Below are 16729 nucleotides of genomic sequence, written 5' to 3'. Positions count from 1 at the left end.
TCGTTGAATTAGCTGTTTATTTCTACGTGTGACATTTTTCTTAAAATCGTGCATAAGTTTTTTTGGGGCATAAAAAAACCGGCTTTTACAGCCGGTTTTTTTGTGCCCTGTGAACAGCCTCAGACCTTGTCGAGATCCACGTCTTTGGTCTCTTTAAGGCAGAAAATCCCCACGACCAAACTGATCCCGGTCACCAGCACCGGGTACCACAGCCCGTAGAAGATATCCCCGGTATACACCACCAGCGCGAACGACACGGTTGGCAGGAAGCCGCCAAACCAGCCATTGCCAATATGGTAGGGCAGGGACATCGAGGTGTAGCGGATGCGGGTCGGGAACAGTTCGACCATCACGGCTGCCAGCGGGCCATAGGTCATGGTAGCGATCAGGATCATCGCCACGATCAGCACCACCACCATGACCTGGTTGACCTGCCCTGGGTCGGCCTTGGCCGGGTAGCCAGCCTGCTCCACTGCGCTGCGCATGGCCGCTTCGTCGTAGCCATTGATGGTCTTTTCACCAATATTGACCACCACATCGCTGCCGGCCACGCTTACCGAGCTGTACGGCAGGCCCTGCTTGACCAGGAACGTCTTGACCTTGTCGCACGGGCTGTCGAAACGCGCTTTGCCCACCGGGTCGAACTGGAAGGTACAGCTTTGCGGGTCGGCGGTGACCACGATCGGCGCCTGCCGGCTGGCGGCGTCGATCTGAGGGTTTGCGTAGTGGCTCAGCGCCTTGAATAGCGGGAAGTACAGCACCGTGGCCAGCAGCAGGCCGAGCATCAGGATCGGCTTGCGGCCAATGCGGTCCGACAACCAGCCGAAGAACACGAAGAACGGCGCACCAATCACCACACTGATGATCAGCAGGGTGTTGGCCTGGGCCGGGTCCATCTTCAGCATCTGGGTCATGAAGAACAACACGTAGAACTGCGCTGTGTAGAAGGTTACGGCTTGCCCGGCATTGATGCTGAACAGCGCGGTAAGCACCACTTTCAGGTTCGGCCAGGAGGTGAACGACTCACGGATCGGCGACTTGCTGACCTTGCCCTGGGCCTTCATTTTCACGAAGGCCGGCGACTCGTGCATGCTCATCCGGATCCAGGTGGAGATGGCCAGCAGCACTATCGAAAGCAGGAACGGCAAGCGCCAGCCCCAGGTTTCGAACTGGTCGCCACTGATGTAGCGGCTGCCCAGCACCACCAGCAGCGACAGCAACAGGCCAAGGGTGGCGGTGGACTGGATGAAACCGGTGTAGAAGCCCCGTTTGCCCTGAGGCGCATGCTCGGCCACATAGGTGGCAGCCCCCCCGTACTCACCACCCAGCGCCAGCCCCTGCAGCATGCGCAGGATCACCAGGATGATCGGTGCGGCAATGCCGATGCTGGCATAGGTGGGCAACAGCCCCACGGCGAATGTGGACAGGCCCATCAGCACGATGGTGACCAGGAAGGTGTACTTGCGCCCGATCATGTCGCCCAGGCGGCCGAACACCAATGCACCGAACGGCCGCACCAGGAAGCCGGCGGCAAAGGCCATGAGGGCGAAGATGAAGGCGGTGGTGTCGTTCACGCCAGCAAAGAACTGCTTGCTGATGACCGCTGCCAGCGCTCCATAGAGAAAAAAGTCATACCACTCGAAAACCGTCCCGAGGGATGACGCGAAAATGATCTTGCGTTCTTCACGGCGGCTGGGGCTGCTGGCCACCGCATCCTGTTCCTGGATGTAATCCGACATCGTTGCTGTCCTCGGCCCGCAGGCCACAGTGATTATTCTTTTTGTTCCACTGTCGGCGGCTTCTGACCGCGAGCCGCCGGTGTTGCACGCACCCGGGTCAGGGGGTCGGTATCGCGTCTTCGTTCAAGTAGGTCTGGGTAGCAGCTCCTTTGAGGATCAATTGCGCCGCCTTCTCGGCGATCATCAGGGTCGGTGAACAGGTATTACCGGAGGTGATCTGCGGCATGATCGAGGCATCGGCCACGCGCAAACCGGGGATGCCGTGTACCCGCAGCTGGTTATCCACAACGTCCAGGGCGCCGCTGCCCATGCGGCAGGTACCCACCGGGTGGAAGATGGTGGTGCCAATCTTGCCGGCTGCCTCAAACAGCTCTTGCTCGGTTTGCAGGGCTGGGCCTGGCAGGTATTCCTTGGGGTCGAACGCTGCAAGGGCAGGGGCCTGCACGATGCGCCGGGTGAGGCGGATGGCATCGGCGGCCACGCGCAGGTCCTGTGGGTCGCTGAGGTAGTTGGGGTCGATCAGCGGCGTGCTGTTCATGTCGGTGCTGCTGATATCGATACGCCCGCGGCTTACCGGGCGCAGGTTGCACACCGATGCGGTAAAGGCCGGGAACGGGTGCAGCGGCTCACCGAAACGCTCCAGTGACAGCGGCTGTACGTGATACTGCAGGTTGGCTGTGGCCTGTTCCGGGCCCGAGCGCACGAACGCGCCCAGCTGGCTCGGCGCCATGGCCAGCGGGCCGCTGCGGTCATAGAGATAGCGCAGGCCCATGCCCATCTTGCCCCAGAGGCTATTGGCCATCTGGTTCAAGGTGCGGGTATTGCGGATCTGGTAGATCAGGCGCAGTTGCAGGTGGTCCTGAAGGTTGCCACCCACGCCCGGCATATCGTGGCGTACACCAATGCCCAGGCTTTCCAGCAGCTGGCGCGGGCCGATGCCGGAGCGTTGCAGAATACCGGGTGAACCAACAGCGCCGGCGCAGAGGATGATTTCGCGACGCGACGCAAACTCGTGCCAGGCGCCTTGCCAAAATGCTTTCACGGCCCGCGCCCGGGTGTTGTTGAGCAGTACCTGATCAACCTGAACGCCGGTCAGCACAGTGAGGTTGGCGCGGTCCTTTATCGGCCTCAGGAAAGCTTTGGAGGCGTTCCAGCGTACGCCGCTGCGCTGGTTGACCTGAAAGTATCCACAGCCCTGGTTGTCGCCGGTGTTGAAGTCGTCGACCTTGCCGATACCGCTTTGCTCGGCGGCGTCGCGGAAAGCATCAAGGATCGGCCAGCTGTAGCGCTGGCGCTCGACCCGCCATTCGCCGTCACCGCCGTGGTGCTCACTGGCGCCGGCGAAGTGGTTTTCGCTGGCCTTGAACAGCGGCAGCACGTCCTTCCAGGCCCAGCCGTCATTGCCTTGCTCGGCCCAGCGGTCATAGTCCGCCGCCTGGCCACGCATGTAGATCATGCCGTTGATTGAAGAACAGCCACCGAGCACCTTGCCGCGTGGGTAGCCCAGTGCGCGCCCCCCCAGGCCTGGCTGCGCCTCGGTCTTGAAGCACCAGTCAGTGCGCGGGTTGCCGATGCAATAGAGATAGCCGACGGGGATGTGAATCCAGGGATAGTTGTCGCGGCCACCTGCTTCCAGCAGCAAAACGCGGCAGGATGGGTCGGCGGACAAACGGTTGGCCAGCAGGCAACCGGCGGGACCGGCCCCTACGACCACGTAGTCGAAGACAGAATCGGCTGATGGCATGTGCAACCTCGCGCCCGTTTTTTATTCTTGTCCCGATCCATCTTAGTGCGTAATTTCGTGGGTGAAACACGAGATTTCGCGCAGCCGTTGTGCGTTTTAGCACAGGGGTAAGCCTATACCGGCCTCTTCGCGGGCTCGCCCGCTCCCACAGGGATCTCGTTACCTTCAGGATGTTCTCTGTACCTGTGGGAGCGGGCATGCCCGCGAAGAGGCCGGAACGAACTGCCAAAAAGGATCAGCATGTTCGACTGGAACGATCTGCGGTTTTTCCTCGAGTTGCAGCGCAGCGGCCGCCTGCTTACCGCCGCCAAGCGCCTCAACACTACCCACAGCACCGTGGCCCGGCACATCGAGAGCATCGAGCAAAGCCTGGGCACAGCACTGTTTGTGCAGCATGCCCAGGGCTACGAGCTGACCCCCTCCGGCCAAGCCCTGCTCAAGCATGCAGAAGCCATGGAAAACGTCGCGCTGTTGGCGCAGGAAGAAATCACCCAGGCCATCACCCCGTTGGGCAAAATTCGCCTGGGGGTGACCGAAGGCATCGGCATCATGTTCTTCACCCCACGCATGAACGCGTTGTTCGAGCGCTACCCGGGCCTGGAGGTGGAACTGGTGGCGGTGCCGCGCTTTGTCAGCATCCTCAACCGCGAAGCGGAGATCAGCATTCACCTGGAACGCCCCAACGCCGACCTGTTGATAACCCGCAAGCTCACCGACTACCGCCTGGCGCTCTACGCCAGCCAGGGCTACCTGGACCAAGCACCGCCGTTGCGCAACCGCGAAGACCTGGCCCGGCACAACTGGATCGGCTACGTCGACGACCTGCTGTTCAGCCAGGAGCTGCTGTTTCTCAACAGTTTCTGCCGGGCACCGACTGTGGTGTTTCGCAGCACCAGCGTCATTGCCCAACAGGCTGCTGCCCGCGCGGGGCTGGGCATCGCCGTACTGCCCAACTACATGGCTCACGACGACCCGACGCTGGTGCGCGTACTGCCTGGCGAGACCATCCAGCGCAGCTACTGGATCTGCACCCGCCGCGAGCTGCACAAGTCAGTGCGCCTGCGGGTGGTGTGGGACTACCTGCTGGCGCTGTGCGCGGCAGAACAGGACGCGCTGCTAGCCCAATAGCGCCTTGCCAGCCAGCAGCAATGCCGCGGTCCAACCGGCCACCGCAAACATCTGCTGCAAACGCGGCCCGGCCAGCCTGGCCGCCAATGGCCGCGCCAGCAGCAGGCCGAGCACCGCGCCTGATGCGAACGGGGCTCCGACCTGCCAATGCATGACACCCGCCAAGCTGGCGCTGACCACACTGCCGGTGGACACCAGTGCGATCACCGCCAGCGAGGTGGACACGATGCTGGCCATGCGCAGGTTGGTATAGCGGTTCAGGGCCGGGATGATGACAAAACCACCGCCAACCCCGAGCAAACCCGACAGCAGCCCGGACAAGGCACCGGTGAATGCCAAGGCGCGTGCGCAGGGCAGGGTCCAGCGCAAGCGGCCTTGCAACGGGTTCAGCACACAGGGTTCGATAAAGCGATGGGCGTCATTGGCCTCACCGCGCAGTTCCTTGGCCGCCTTACGCCAGATACGCAGGCAGGCGTACACCAGCACTCCGGCAAACACCAACTGTAAAGGTGTATTCGGCAAGCGGTGCGCCAGCATCAGCCCGCACGGCGCCGCTGCTACGCCGATCAGCGCGATAAAAAGCGCCGCCCGATAACGCACCAACCCCTGACGCAGCCCCAGCACTGCGCCAACCGCCGCCGCCATGCCTACGGCCAACAGTCCGACCGGTGCAGCCTCGACCATCGACAGCCCCAGGCCGAACACCAGCAAGGGCACAGCAAGAATGCCACCGCCGGCGCCGGTCAACGCCAGCACCGCACCGATGATCGCGCCCAGGCCCGCCCCCAACAATTGATGTTCGATCACTGCCCACCCTCGGCTACCAGCTGCGGGCGCGCCAGCCACTCGCGGCCCTTGAGCATGCCTTGCCAGTACAGCGGCGGCAGCGCCTGCGCCTTGAGCAACCAGGCCAGGCGCGTCGGCTTGCGGCCATCCAGCAACCAACTGGGAAAGCTCGGTGCCAGTTTGCCGCCATAGGTGAACTCGGCCAGGACGATCTTGCCGCGCTCTACCGTCAGCGGGCACGAACCATAGCCATCGTACTGGGCGAGGGTGGGCAGCCGGCCCAGTGCCACCAGCACATTGTTGGCCACTACCGGCGCCTGCTTGCGGGCCGCTGCGGCGGTCTTGGCATTGCTGGTATTGGCCACGTCACCCAGGGCATGGATGTTGGTGTACTTGCGATGGCGCAGGGTATGCGGGTCGACATCGACCCAGCCGCCATTATCGGCCAACGGGCTTTCGCGAATAAACGCCGGCGCCACTTGTGGCGGTACCACGTGGAGCATGTCAAAAGCCTCGATGCGCGTTTCGCTGCTGCCATCGGGCAGGGTGCGCACGAAGGTGGCGCGCTTGTTCGGGCCATCCACGGCGACCAGTCGGTGGGAGAAATTGAGGTCTACCGCGTATTTTTCGATGTACTTCATCAGCGCGGGCACATAGTCCGCCACACCGAACAAGACTGCACCGGCATTGAAGAAGCTGGCTTTCACCGCACCAAGATGGCCGTTGCGCAACCAGTGGTCGCAAGACAGGTACAGCGCCTTTTGCGGCGCGCCCGCACATTTGATCGGCATGGGCGGCTGGCTGAACACGGCGCGGCCTTGCTTGAGTTTCTGTACCAGCTCCCAGGTGTAGGGCGCGAGGTCATAGCGGTAGTTGGAGGTGACACCGTTGCGGCCCAGGGTTTCGCTGAGCCCATCGATGCCCGCCCAGTCCAGCGTGAGCCCGGGGCAGACCACCAGCTGTTCATAGCTGATGGCGCGGCCGTCCTCAAGGATGACCAGCTGGCCCAGAGGGTCGAAACCCTGCACCCGCGCCTTGACCCAGCGCACACCGCGCGGGATGGTCGAGGCCATGGTGCGGGCGGTACTCGGTGCCGTGAACACACCGGCACCGACCATGGTCCAGCCGGGTTGGTAGTAATGCACGTCGGCAGGGTCGATCAAGGCAACGTCCAGCGACGGGTCACGGCTGACCAGGCTGGAAGCGGTGGCGATACCCGAGGCACCGGCACCGACGATGACGACTTTGTGGTGGTCGGTATTGGCAGGGGACAACAAGGCAGGCATGGCGGTAAATCCTGGAAATCTGATTATGGGGCAGGGCGGTTACAGCTTGTTCAGCGGGATTTTCAGATAGCTCACGCCGTTCTCTTCCGGCGCGGGGAGCTGGCCGCTGCGCATGTTCACCTGCACCGAAGGCAGGATCAGCACCGGCATGTCGAGGGTCTTGTCACGGGCTTCGCGCATGGCGACGAAACTGTCCTCATCGATGCCCTGGTGAATATGAATGTTGCTGGCGCGCTGCTCGGCCACGGTGGTGACGTACTGCATGTCGCGGCCACCTGGCAGGTAGTCGTGGCACATGAACAGCCGGGTCTGGTCGGGGAAAGCCAGCAGACGACGGATAGAGCGATACAGGGTACGGGCATCGGCCCCAGGGAAGTCGCAGCGGGCAGTGCCGTAGTCGGGCATGAACAGGGTGTCACCCACAAACACCGCGATCTCGCCGGCGTCTTCGATCATGAAGCTCATGCATGCGGGCGTATGCCCGGGCGTGTGCAGTGCCCGGGCGTGCAGGTTGCCGATACGGAACCCTTCCTCGTCTTCGAGCAGCACATCGAACTGGCTGCCATCACGGGCGAAGCCAGGTTCTGCATTGAACAAGGCCCCGAATACTTTCTGCACCTGGGTGATGTGCGCGCCGATAGCGGTATGGCCGCCCAGCTTTTCCTTCAGGTAGGCGGCTGCTGAAAGATGGTCGGCGTGTACATGGGTTTCCAGTACCCACCGCACGCTGGCATTCAGTTCGGTCACGCGTTCGATCAGGCGGTCGGCCGAAGCGCTGCAGGTGCGCCCGGACTTGGGGTCGTAATCCAGCACGCTGTCGATCAACGCGCATTGCCGGGTTTCACGGTCCATGACCAGGTAGCTGATGGTCGAGGTCGCCTCATCGTAAAAGGCGTCCACGTGCAGGTTGTTGCCGATGATCATCACGTTCTCCAATTTATCCGCCCCGCCTTGCAAGGCGTAGGCAGTGACAGGAGGTTTATCAAGATGCATGCCAGCCTTTTCAGCGCGCTTGGGCCAAGGAAACCGGCCCGTTGCAGACAACTGGCAGCAGCAGTGGCAGAGCAGGTGGCAGTCGACTGTCAGCCAATGGCAGTGTTTGGCAGTCCTTGTTACGCTGCTCAGTCATCCAAACGGTGCCGTCATGCCTGAAGCCCATCCCCTCATCCTAGCTCTGGTTTCCTACCTTGAGCACGATGCCCTGCCGGCCATCGTGCTGGACACCGACTACAACATCCTGGCCGCCAACGCCGCCTATCGCCGCCAGTTCGGCCACCATGACCAAGCCCCGCTGGGGGAGAAGTGCCACAAGGTGTCGCACCATTACGCCGTACCGTGCGACCAGGCCGGCGAGCATTGCCCCATGCGCAAGGCCTGGGACAGCAAGGTGCCCGAGCGAGTGCTGCATGTTCATCACACACCACGCGGCCCCGAGCATGTCGACGTCGAGCTGCGCCCGATTCTGGATGAACAGGGCAGGGTGGTGGCCTTTGTCGAACGCCTGACCACCATCACCCTCGCGTCAGCGCAACCTCAGGAGCAAGGCCTGGTCGGCCGGGCCCCAGCTTTCAAGGCTGCCTTGGCCAGCCTGCAACGTGCGGCGCCAGCGCAGATCCCGGTGCTGCTGCAAGGCGAGTCGGGTAGTGGTAAAGAACTGTTCGCCCGTGCGGTGCACATGGGCAGCCCCAGAGCAAACGGCCCGCTGGTGGTGGTCGACTGCACTGGCCTGACGGAGTCGTTGTTCGAAAGCGAGTTGTTCGGCTATGAGAAAGGCGCGTTCACCGGTGCCAACCAACGCAAGATCGGCTTGGCTGAGGCGGCCCATGGCGGCACCCTGTTCCTCGACGAAATTGGCGAAGTACCGCCGGCGATGCAGGTGAAGCTGCTGCGTCTGATCGAGTCTGGCAGCTTCCGCCCGGTGGGCAGCCTGCGCACGGTGCATTCGGATTTTCGCCTGGTATCGGCCACCCACAAGCCGCTCAAACAGATGGTTGCGGATGGCACCTTCCGTGAAGACCTGTATTACCGTATCAGCGGTTTCCCGATCCGCTTGCCTGCATTGCGAGAGCGGGTGGAAGATCTGCCGCTGCTTGCGCAGAGCCTGCTCCAGCGCATGTCTGGCAAGCCGACGCCCAGGCTGAGTGACGATGCCTTGCAGCAACTTAGGTTGCATGCGTTTCCGGGCAATATCCGCGAGCTGCGCAACATCCTGGAAAGGGCGCGTCTGTTTGCCGATGACGGGCTGATTCGACCTGAGCACTTACCGGAAGATATCGGGCCGGTGGGGGCGCTGAAAGGAAGCGGCCGTCGTAATGACTTGGGTGAGCTGGCGCAGGCGCTGGACCAGTTCAAGGGCTCGCGTAGCGAACTTGCCAGCCATCTTGGCATGAGTGAACGCACGCTCTATCGCCGCTTGAAGGCCCTGGGGCTGAATTAACGAGTATCGGCAACGCTCCCACGGTGTTCGCCCCACCTGCACCTTTACCCGACCTTTACCTCTGCCCTTACATTAAACGGCTAGAACCGTGGTCTGATTGGTTAACCACACCCGGTACCCAGACAGTGACAACCGGGCGTTAACAGGCAGAGGACCGCAACAAATGAAGAAAACCCTAACCGTGATCTGCGCCGCGCTCATGTTCAGCGCACCGTTGGCCAGCTTCGCGCAGCCGGGCCCACCAGACCGACATGATGGCGGCCCATCGCACCAAGGCAACTCGCCTCATGGTCAGCCCCAGCAACAGGGCCGACATGACAATGGCCGCGGTCCTGCTTACCGTGATCCGAACTTCCGTCCACAACAAGGCATGCCGGTACCTCATCAGCAATGGCAGCGTGGTCATGCCGTTGACCCGCATTACCGTGGTGACCGTTACTGGGTAACCGACTGGAAAGCGCGCCACCTGTATGCACCACCACGCGATCACCGTTGGTTGTATGTGAACGGCGACTATGTATTGATGTCGATCGCCAGTGGCAGGATCGTGAACATTCTTACCGGCTACTGATTTTTGCAGACACTAAAAAGCCCGCATCAGCGGGCTTTTTAGTGTCTGTCGTTTTACACCTGATCAGAAGTCCAGGTTGGACACCGACAACGCGTTGCTTTCGATGAACTCACGACGCGGCTCGACTGCATCACCCATCAGGGTGTTGAAGATCTGGTCAGCAGCGATCGCATCCTCGATGGTGACCTTGAGCATACGGCGAACGGTCGGGTCCATGGTGGTTTCCCACAGCTGGTCCGGGTTCATCTCACCCAGCCCTTTGTATCGCTGAATGGTGTGGCGCTTGGTGGTCTCGTTCATCAGCCAGTCCAGGCCTTCCTTGAACTCGACAATTGCCTTACGGCGTTCACCACGTTGTACGTAAGCACCTTCACCCAACAGGCTGGAAAGCTTGGCACCGATATTGACGACGGTCCGGTAGTCATTGCTGCCAAAGAAGTCACGGTTGAACGTGATGTAGCTGGCCAGGCCGTGGGAGGTGATTTCCACTTCCGGCAGCCATACGTTGCGTTCTTTGTCTTCACGCAGGCTGGCGTTGTAAGCCAGGCCAGACTTCTGGCTGGAGTTCAGACGCTCCTGCAGCTTGGCCAGCCAGGCTTGCATCACCGCGTGGTCACCCAACTGCTCCAGGGTCACCTCAGGCAGGTAGACGAAGTGCTCGGTCAGCTCTTCCGGGTACAAACGCGACAGGCGCTTGAGGGTCTTCATGACACTACGGAATTCGTTCACCAGGCTTTCCAGCTGCACGCCAGAAACCGCTGGGGCCGACTCGTCCAGGTGCAGGCTAGCGTCTTCAAGGGCCGACTGGGTCATGTATTCCTCCATGGCCTCGTCGTCCTTGATGTACTGCTCCTGCTTACCTTTTTTCACCTTGTACAGTGGCGGCTGGGCAATGTAGATGTAGCCACGCTCGACCAGTTCCGGCAACTGACGGAAGAAGAAGGTCAGCAGCAGGGTACGGATGTGCGAACCGTCAACGTCAGCATCGGTCATGATGATGATGTTGTGATAACGCAACTTGTCGATGTTGTACTCTTCGCGGCCGATACCACAGCCAAGCGCAGTGATCAGCGTGCCCACTTCCTGGGACGAGATCATCTTGTCGAAGCGTGCTTTCTCGACGTTGAGGATCTTACCCTTCAGCGGCAAGATCGCCTGGGTACGACGGTTACGACCTTGCTTGGCCGAGCCACCTGCGGAGTCACCCTCCACCAGGTACAGTTCGGAAAGGGCAGGGTCCTTCTCCTGGCAGTCCGCCAACTTGCCTGGCAGGCCGGCGATATCCAGCGCACCTTTGCGGCGAGTCATCTCGCGGGCTTTACGTGCCGCTTCACGCGCACGAGCAGCGTCGATCATCTTGCCAACGACGGCCTTGGCCTCGTTCGGGTTTTCCAGCAGGAAGTCAGAGAAGTACTTGTTCATCTCCTGTTCCACGGCGGTTTTCACCTCCGAGGAAACCAGCTTGTCTTTGGTCTGCGAGCTGAACTTGGGGTCCGGTACCTTCACCGAGATGATCGCGGTCAGGCCTTCACGGGCGTCGTCACCCGTGGTCGCCACCTTGTTCTTCTTGGCCAGGCCTTCCTGTTCGATGTAGCTGTTCAGGCTACGGGTCAGCGAAGAACGGAAGCCCACCAAGTGGGTGCCACCGTCGCGCTGTGGAATGTTGTTGGTGAAGCACAGCAGGTTTTCGTTGAAGCTGTCGTTCCACTGCAGAGCAACTTCCACGCCCACGCCGTCTTCACGCTGAACGCTGAAGTGGAACACCTGGGAGTTGACTGGCGTCTTGTTGGTGTTCAGGTACTCGACGAACGCACGCAGGCCGCCTTCGTACTTGAAGAACTCTTCCTTACCGCTGCGCTCGTCCTTCAGCAGAATGCCAACGCCCGAGTTGAGGAACGACAACTCGCGAATACGCTTGGCCAGGATGTCCCAGCTGAAGTGAATATTCTTGAAGGTCTCAGCCGACGGCTTGAAGTGGATGTGCGTACCGGTGGTTTCGCTTTCACCGACAACAGCCATCGGCGCTTGTGGTACGCCGTGAACGTAGGTCTGCTCCCAGATCTTGCCGCTACGGCGAACGGTCAGCACGAGCTTCTCGGACAGGGCGTTCACAACAGAAACACCTACACCGTGCAAGCCGCCAGATACTTTGTAGGAGTTATCATCGAACTTACCGCCGGCGTGCAGTACGGTCATGATGACCTCGGCTGCGGAAACGCCTTCTTCTTTATGCACGTCGACCGGAATGCCGCGACCGTTGTCGCGCACACTGATGGATTCGTCCGTGTGGATGATGACGGTGATGTCATCGCAGTGACCGGCGAGGGCTTCGTCGATCGAGTTGTCGACCACCTCGAAGACCATGTGGTGCAGGCCGCTACCATCATCGGTGTCGCCAATGTACATGCCGGGACGCTTGCGTACGGCATCCAAACCTTTCAGCACCTTGATGCTAGAGGAGTCGTACGTTTGATTTTCGCTCATGCCTTCACTCCCGATGGTCGTGGGTCTGGGTGATACGGCCTTGTTCCACGTGGAACAAAGCAACTGGCGTTTCCGTCTGCCAGCCTTCCCTCAGTAATTCGTGATCTACACAGGTGATGAAAACCTGGCAGCGTAATTCTTCAAGCAAGCGGCACAGCGCGCGGCGATGCTTGTCGTCCAGTTCGGACGGCAAGTCATCCACGAGATAAATACAGTTACCGCGACGAGCCTGGCTGACGAGGTGGCCTTGGGCAATGCGCAATGCGCACACCACCAGCTTTTGCTGACCACGCGACAGGATGTCGGCCGCGTTATTGGCAGCCAGACGAAGACGCAGATCAGCACGCTGCGGACCGGCCTGGGTATGGCCCATCTGCTGATCGCGAAGGAGAGAGGATGCGAGTACTTCTTGCAGTTCCCGGTCCTTGTCCCAGCCTCGGTAGTAGCTCAGGGTCAACCCGTCCAGCTCGACCAGTTCGCTCAGGGTTCGCTCGAAGACAGGCTTCAAGGCCTTGATGTAGTTGCGACGGTATTCATCTATTTCCGCGCTGGCCAGGCACAATTCCCGGTCCCAGGCGGCTTGCGAAGCTGCGTCAAGTGTACCATGACGCAACCATGAGTTCCGCTGCCGCAGCGCCTTCTGCAGCCGTTGCCAGGCTGGCAAAAAACGAGGTTCCACGTGGAACACACCCCAATCCAGGAACTGGCGGCGTATTTTCGGGGCACCTTCCAACAGCCGGAAACTGTCTGGGTTGATGAGCTGCAGCGGTAACAGTTCCGCCAGTTGGGCGGCGCTACGTGCATTCTGCCCATCGATGCGTATGGTGAATTCTCCCTGCCGCTCTCGAGAGACACCCAGGTTACTGGTGCCACCTTCAGCCAGCTGCACTTCACCAAATACGGTACAGGCAGACTGCTCATACTGGATGACCGGGTTCAGGCGGGTGCTGCGAAATGACCGCGCAAGCCCGAGCAAGTGCACAGCTTCAAGCACACTGGTCTTGCCACTGCCATTGGCGCCGAAAAGGATATTGATGCGGGGGGAGGGCGAGAGGGTCACCGGGTGCAAGTTGCGCACCGCGGTGACCATGATCCGTCGAAGGGACATTGCGCCTGCTACAGGTTACAGGCGCATCGGCATGACAACGTAGGAAGAATCGTCATTGCCAGCTTCCTGCAGCAGCGCACTGCTGTTGGAGTCGGACAGGATCAGACGAACTTGCTCGGTAGTCATCACGCCCAGCACGTCCAGCAGGTAGCTGACGTTAAAGCCGATTTCCAGCGAGCTACCTTCGTAGTCCACGCTGATCTCTTCTTCAGCTTCTTCCTGCTCAGGGTTGTTGGCCTGGATCTTCAGTTGGCCAGCAGCCAGTTGCAAGCGAATACCGCGGTACTTTTCGTTGGAAAGAATCGCAGTTCGGCTGAAGGCTTCACGCAGCGCCTGGCGGTCACCAACCACCAGCTTGTCGCCGCCCTTGGGCAGTACACGCTCGTAGTCCGGGAACTTGCCATCCACCAGCTTGGAAGTGAAGGTGAATTCACCGGTTGTGGCGCGAATGTGGTGCTGGCCCAGGACGATGCTGACCATGCCTTCCGGGTCGGTCAGCAGGCGAGCCAGTTCCAGGATACCTTTGCGTGGCACGATGACCTGGTGGCGATCTTCCTGCTCGATCGGCGCGGTCATGGAGCACAGCGCCAGGCGGTGGCCGTCAGTGGAAACTGCGCGCAGGGTGTTACGGGAAACCTCCAGCAGCATGCCGTTGAGGTAATAGCGCACATCCTGCTGGGCCATGGCGAAGCTGGTGCGCTCGATCAGACGGCGCAGCTTGCTCTGTTCCAGGTTGCAGGTCAGCGAACCCGGGCCTTCTTCCACAGTCGGGAAGTCATTGGCTGGCAGGGTAGACAGGGTGAAGCGGCTGCGGCCGGCCTTCACCAACAGTTTCTGCTCGTCGACCTTGATATCGATCAGGGCGTCGTTCGGCAGGCTTTTACAAATGTCCATCAGCTTGCGCGCCGGCACAGTGATTTCGCCAGGCTCGGCCGGCTCTTCCAGTTGTACGCGGCCTACCAGTTCGACTTCCAGGTCGGTACCGGTCAACGACAGTTGCTGGCCTTGTACGACCAGCAATACGTTGGACAGGACCGGCAAGGTCTGACGGCGCTCTACGACACCGGCGACCAGTTGCAGGGGTTTCAACAGGGCTTCGCGTTGAATGGTGAAATGCATGGTCTAGTCCCTTGCCTTCAATTAGCTGCGCAGACGGCCATCAGGTCGTCAGCGTCCGCAGCAGGTTCTTGTAGTCCTCGCGGATGTCCGCGTCGGATTCCTTCAATTCGTTGATCTTGCGGCAGGCGTGCAGCACGGTCGTGTGGTCGCGACCACCGAACATGTCGCCGATTTCCGGCAGACTGTGGTTGGTCAGCTCCTTGGACAGGGCCATGGCCACCTGACGTGGACGCGCGACAGAACGCGAACGACGCTTGGACAACAGATCAGAGATCTTGATCTTGTAGTACTCGGCGACGGTTCGCTGAATGTTATCCACACTCACCAGTTTATCTTGCAGCGCCAGCAAGTCTTTCAGCGACTCACGGATCAGCTCGATGGTGATGTCGCGGCCCATGAAGTGCGAGTGGGCAATCACCCGCTTCAGTGCACCTTCTAGCTCACGTACGTTGGAGCGAATGCGCTGGGCAATGAAGAAGGCCGCATCATGTGGCAGCTCGACCTTGGCCTGATCGGCCTTCTTCATCAGGATCGCTACGCGGGTTTCCAGCTCTGGTGGCTCTACAGCCACCGTCAGCCCCCAACCAAAGCGCGACTTCAGGCGCTCTTCCAGGCCTTCGATCTCCTTGGGGTAACGGTCAGAGGTAAGAATTACCTGCTGGCCGCCCTCAAGCAGGGCGTTGAAGGTGTGGAAAAACTCTTCCTGCGAGCGCTCTTTGCGAGCAAAGAACTGGATATCGTCGATCAGCAACGCATCCACCGAACGGTAGAAGCGCTTGAATTCGTTGATGGCGTTGAGCTGCAGCGCCTTGACCATGTCTGCGACGAAGCGCTCCGAGTGCAGGTACACGACCTTGGCGTTCGGGTTCTTCTTCAGCAGGTGGTTACCCACAGCATGCATAAGGTGGGTTTTACCCAGGCCCACGCCGCCATACAGGAACAGCGGGTTGTAGCCATGCTTGGGGTTATCGGCCACCTGCCAGGCAGCCGCGCGCGCCAACTGGTTCGACTTACCTTCAACAAAGGTGTCGAAAGTGAAGGTGCGGTTCAGGTAGCTGGTGTGCTTGAGCGCACCTTCCACCTGCACAGTGCGCTGTTCGGTCCGGGTATTGCTGGCTGGCGGCGAGACGGGCTCGGCCATGGCATCGAAGCTGTCACGCGACGACGGCTCGGCCATTTCATTGACCAGCACAGGCTCTGCCGCTGTTACAGCCGCAGGCTCGACTGCGGCCGCTACCGGCAAAGGCCTCTGAGGTTGGGTCTGCGCCCGAGTCTGCGCCAGCGAAGCGGCCACGGCAGCGCTGACTGGCGCGTTGGGCGCAGCCCGCGGAGCCGAGCTGCGACGGCTGCCTATTAATAAGGAAAGGGCAGGCGCAATTCCGCTGCCGTTTTCACCCAACAGCTCGAGCAAGCGGCCCAGGTACTTTTCATTGACCCAATCGAGAACGAAACGGTTAGGCGCATAGACGCGCAACTCGTCGCCTTCGGCTTCGACCTGTAGCGGACGGATCCAGGTGTTGAATTGCTGGGCAGGCAGTTCATCGCGCAGAAGCTCCACGCACTGCTGCCAAAGTTCCACTGACACGGATATCCCCTGAGTTTGAAAGCCGGATGAGGCAAAAACAATCCGACATTGTACCGGTCGAGCGTTCAGTTATCCACATGTGGACACGTTAGGAACCATGACAAAACAGCCATTTATCGACCAAAACGACTTCTCCGCACTGTGCATAAGACCTGTGGATAAGCGACCATGAGGGCTATGCACAACCCTAGGTCGTAGTCTGTTGATAACTCTGCTGTGGGTAAGTACCATTTTAATCCACAGCTTTCGACCACGATGAAAACAAGCGCAGCACCGGTTGAGAACAAAGTTTTAAAACTCTGTACATGGCGAATTTTGTGGCCTACAGAAGGTTATCCACAGAAGGTTATCCACCTAATATCTATAAGTTCTTCAGAAAAGCTTTTTATATGTCTCTTCTTTTTTTTCATGTTGTCCCCGATTCGTCTGTCCGATCAAGCATCCCGTCGAGGATGGACGAGCAAGCACCGTCCATCACACGCCCTATAGGGAAAGGCTGGTTGGAAATTGACCTATGGGCTTGCTTTCTCTAGAATCGCCGGTCTCTTAAAAAGGGGGCCATCCCGGCCCGTCGTCGACAAACCAGGTAACACGCCATGAAACGTACTTTCCAACCAAGCACCATCAAGCGCGCCCGCACCCACGGTTTCCGTGCCCGTATGGCTACCAAAAACGGCCGCGCCGTTCTGTCGCGTCGTCGTGCCAAAGGCCGTAAGCGTCTGGCCATTTGATTTTTCGGCAC

Annotated in this window: 13 protein-coding genes; 4 read left to right on the top strand and 9 right to left on the bottom strand. The window is 60.2% G+C overall.

From position 1 onward, the window contains the following. Positions 1-119: 119 nt before the first annotated feature. Together SB756_RS22080 and SB756_RS22075 are read right to left on the bottom strand one after the other, a co-directional pair. Positions 120-1739 (bottom strand): MFS transporter, encoded by a 1620-nt coding sequence (locus SB756_RS22080; protein WP_016497360.1) that lies wholly within the window; start codon positions 1737-1739, stop codon positions 120-122. A 97-nt stretch (positions 1740-1836) separates the two neighbouring features. Then, positions 1837-3483, bottom strand: coding sequence for a GMC family oxidoreductase (locus SB756_RS22075; RefSeq protein ID WP_229609558.1), 1647 nt, complete (start codon positions 3481-3483; stop codon positions 1837-1839). A 240-nt stretch (positions 3484-3723) separates the two neighbouring features. Here SB756_RS22075 and SB756_RS22070 point away from each other — a divergent pair, with 240 nt between their 5' ends. Beyond that, positions 3724-4611, top strand: coding sequence for a LysR family transcriptional regulator (locus SB756_RS22070; RefSeq protein WP_016497358.1), 888 nt, complete (start codon positions 3724-3726; stop codon positions 4609-4611). Here the strand turns inward: SB756_RS22070 and SB756_RS22065 are convergent. From SB756_RS22065 to SB756_RS22055, 3 genes are read right to left on the bottom strand one after another with little or no spacing between them, the layout of a single operon-like run. Beyond that, complete coding sequence (locus SB756_RS22065; protein WP_410911853.1) at positions 4600-5418, bottom strand: sulfite exporter TauE/SafE family protein; 819 nt, start codon at positions 5416-5418, stop codon at positions 4600-4602. The two genes, SB756_RS22070 and SB756_RS22065, sit on opposite strands and share 12 nt — an antisense overlap. Then, positions 5415-6683 (bottom strand): FAD/NAD(P)-binding oxidoreductase, encoded by a 1269-nt coding sequence (locus SB756_RS22060; protein ID WP_341797177.1) that lies wholly within the window; start codon positions 6681-6683, stop codon positions 5415-5417. The genes SB756_RS22065 and SB756_RS22060 overlap by 4 nt, the downstream gene beginning before the upstream one ends. Before the next feature lie 39 nt (positions 6684-6722). After that, positions 6723-7607, bottom strand: a complete 885-nt coding sequence (locus SB756_RS22055) for an MBL fold metallo-hydrolase (protein WP_353457299.1) — start codon at positions 7605-7607, stop codon at positions 6723-6725. A gap of 220 nt (positions 7608-7827) precedes the next feature. Here SB756_RS22055 and SB756_RS22050 point away from each other — a divergent pair, with 220 nt between their 5' ends. Beyond that, positions 7828-9120, top strand: a complete 1293-nt coding sequence (locus SB756_RS22050; protein ID WP_410911851.1) for a sigma-54 interaction domain-containing protein — start codon at positions 7828-7830, stop codon at positions 9118-9120. Between the two features lie 163 nt (positions 9121-9283). Further along, on the top strand, positions 9284-9691 hold the full coding sequence (locus SB756_RS22045; RefSeq protein WP_019470311.1) for an RcnB family protein: 408 nt from the start codon (positions 9284-9286) through the stop codon (positions 9689-9691). Positions 9692-9754: 63 nt separating this feature from the next. On the opposite strand, the gene gyrB is transcribed toward SB756_RS22045, so the two are convergent. The 4 genes from gyrB to dnaA are packed head-to-tail and all read right to left on the bottom strand — an operon-like array spanning position 9755 to position 15987. Beyond that, the gene (gene gyrB, locus SB756_RS22040) at positions 9755-12175 is read right to left on the bottom strand and encodes a DNA topoisomerase (ATP-hydrolyzing) subunit B (RefSeq protein WP_016497346.1); all 2421 of its coding nucleotides are present in this window, start codon (positions 12173-12175) and stop codon (positions 9755-9757) included. 4 nt (positions 12176-12179) lie between these two features. Beyond that, a complete protein-coding gene (gene recF, locus SB756_RS22035) occupies positions 12180-13283 on the bottom strand; it encodes a DNA replication/repair protein RecF (RefSeq protein WP_341797175.1) in 1104 nt (367 codons plus the stop codon). Between the two features lie 15 nt (positions 13284-13298). Then, positions 13299-14402 (bottom strand): DNA polymerase III subunit beta, encoded by a 1104-nt coding sequence (gene dnaN / locus SB756_RS22030; protein WP_016497344.1) that lies wholly within the window; start codon positions 14400-14402, stop codon positions 13299-13301. Between the two features lie 40 nt (positions 14403-14442). Continuing rightward, positions 14443-15987, bottom strand: a complete 1545-nt coding sequence (gene dnaA / locus SB756_RS22025; protein WP_341797174.1) for a chromosomal replication initiator protein DnaA — start codon at positions 15985-15987, stop codon at positions 14443-14445. Between the two features lie 596 nt (positions 15988-16583). Here dnaA and rpmH point away from each other — a divergent pair. Next, positions 16584-16718: a 50S ribosomal protein L34 gene (rpmH, locus tag SB756_RS22020; protein WP_003253163.1), complete on the top strand. Its 135-nt coding sequence runs from the start codon at positions 16584-16586 to the stop codon at positions 16716-16718. Positions 16719-16729 lie beyond the last annotated feature (11 nt).

Source organism: Pseudomonas sp. SIMBA_068 (assembly GCF_046534705.1).
GTDB classification, from domain to species: Bacteria; Pseudomonadota; Gammaproteobacteria; order Pseudomonadales; family Pseudomonadaceae; genus Aquipseudomonas; species Aquipseudomonas putida.
The sequence above is the reverse complement of the archived record's forward strand: the minus strand, read 5'-3'. Positions and strand labels throughout refer to the sequence as shown.

What these genes read in the sequence shown, in the direction of transcription:
- SB756_RS22080 (WP_016497360.1), bottom strand. Translation starts at nt 1,739, where the DNA reads ATGTCGGATTACATCCAGGAACAGGATGCGGTGGCCAGCAGCCCCAGC.
- SB756_RS22075 (WP_229609558.1), bottom strand. Translation starts at nt 3,483, where the DNA reads ATGCCATCAGCCGATTCTGTCTTCGACTACGTGGTCGTAGGGGCCGGT.
- SB756_RS22070 (WP_016497358.1), top strand. Translation starts at nt 3,724, where the DNA reads ATGTTCGACTGGAACGATCTGCGGTTTTTCCTCGAGTTGCAGCGCAGC.
- SB756_RS22060 (WP_341797177.1), bottom strand. Translation starts at nt 6,683, where the DNA reads ATGCCTGCCTTGTTGTCCCCTGCCAATACCGACCACCACAAAGTCGTC.
- SB756_RS22055 (WP_353457299.1), bottom strand. Translation starts at nt 7,607, where the DNA reads ATGATCATCGGCAACAACCTGCACGTGGACGCCTTTTACGATGAGGCG.
- SB756_RS22050 (WP_410911851.1), top strand. Translation starts at nt 7,828, where the DNA reads ATGCCTGAAGCCCATCCCCTCATCCTAGCTCTGGTTTCCTACCTTGAG.
- SB756_RS22045 (WP_019470311.1), top strand. Translation starts at nt 9,284, where the DNA reads ATGAAGAAAACCCTAACCGTGATCTGCGCCGCGCTCATGTTCAGCGCA.
- gyrB (WP_016497346.1), bottom strand. Translation starts at nt 12,175, where the DNA reads ATGAGCGAAAATCAAACGTACGACTCCTCTAGCATCAAGGTGCTGAAA.
- recF (WP_341797175.1), bottom strand. Translation starts at nt 13,283, where the DNA reads ATGTCCCTTCGACGGATCATGGTCACCGCGGTGCGCAACTTGCACCCG.
- dnaN (WP_016497344.1), bottom strand. Translation starts at nt 14,402, where the DNA reads ATGCATTTCACCATTCAACGCGAAGCCCTGTTGAAACCCCTGCAACTG.
- rpmH (WP_003253163.1), top strand. Translation starts at nt 16,584, where the DNA reads ATGAAACGTACTTTCCAACCAAGCACCATCAAGCGCGCCCGCACCCAC.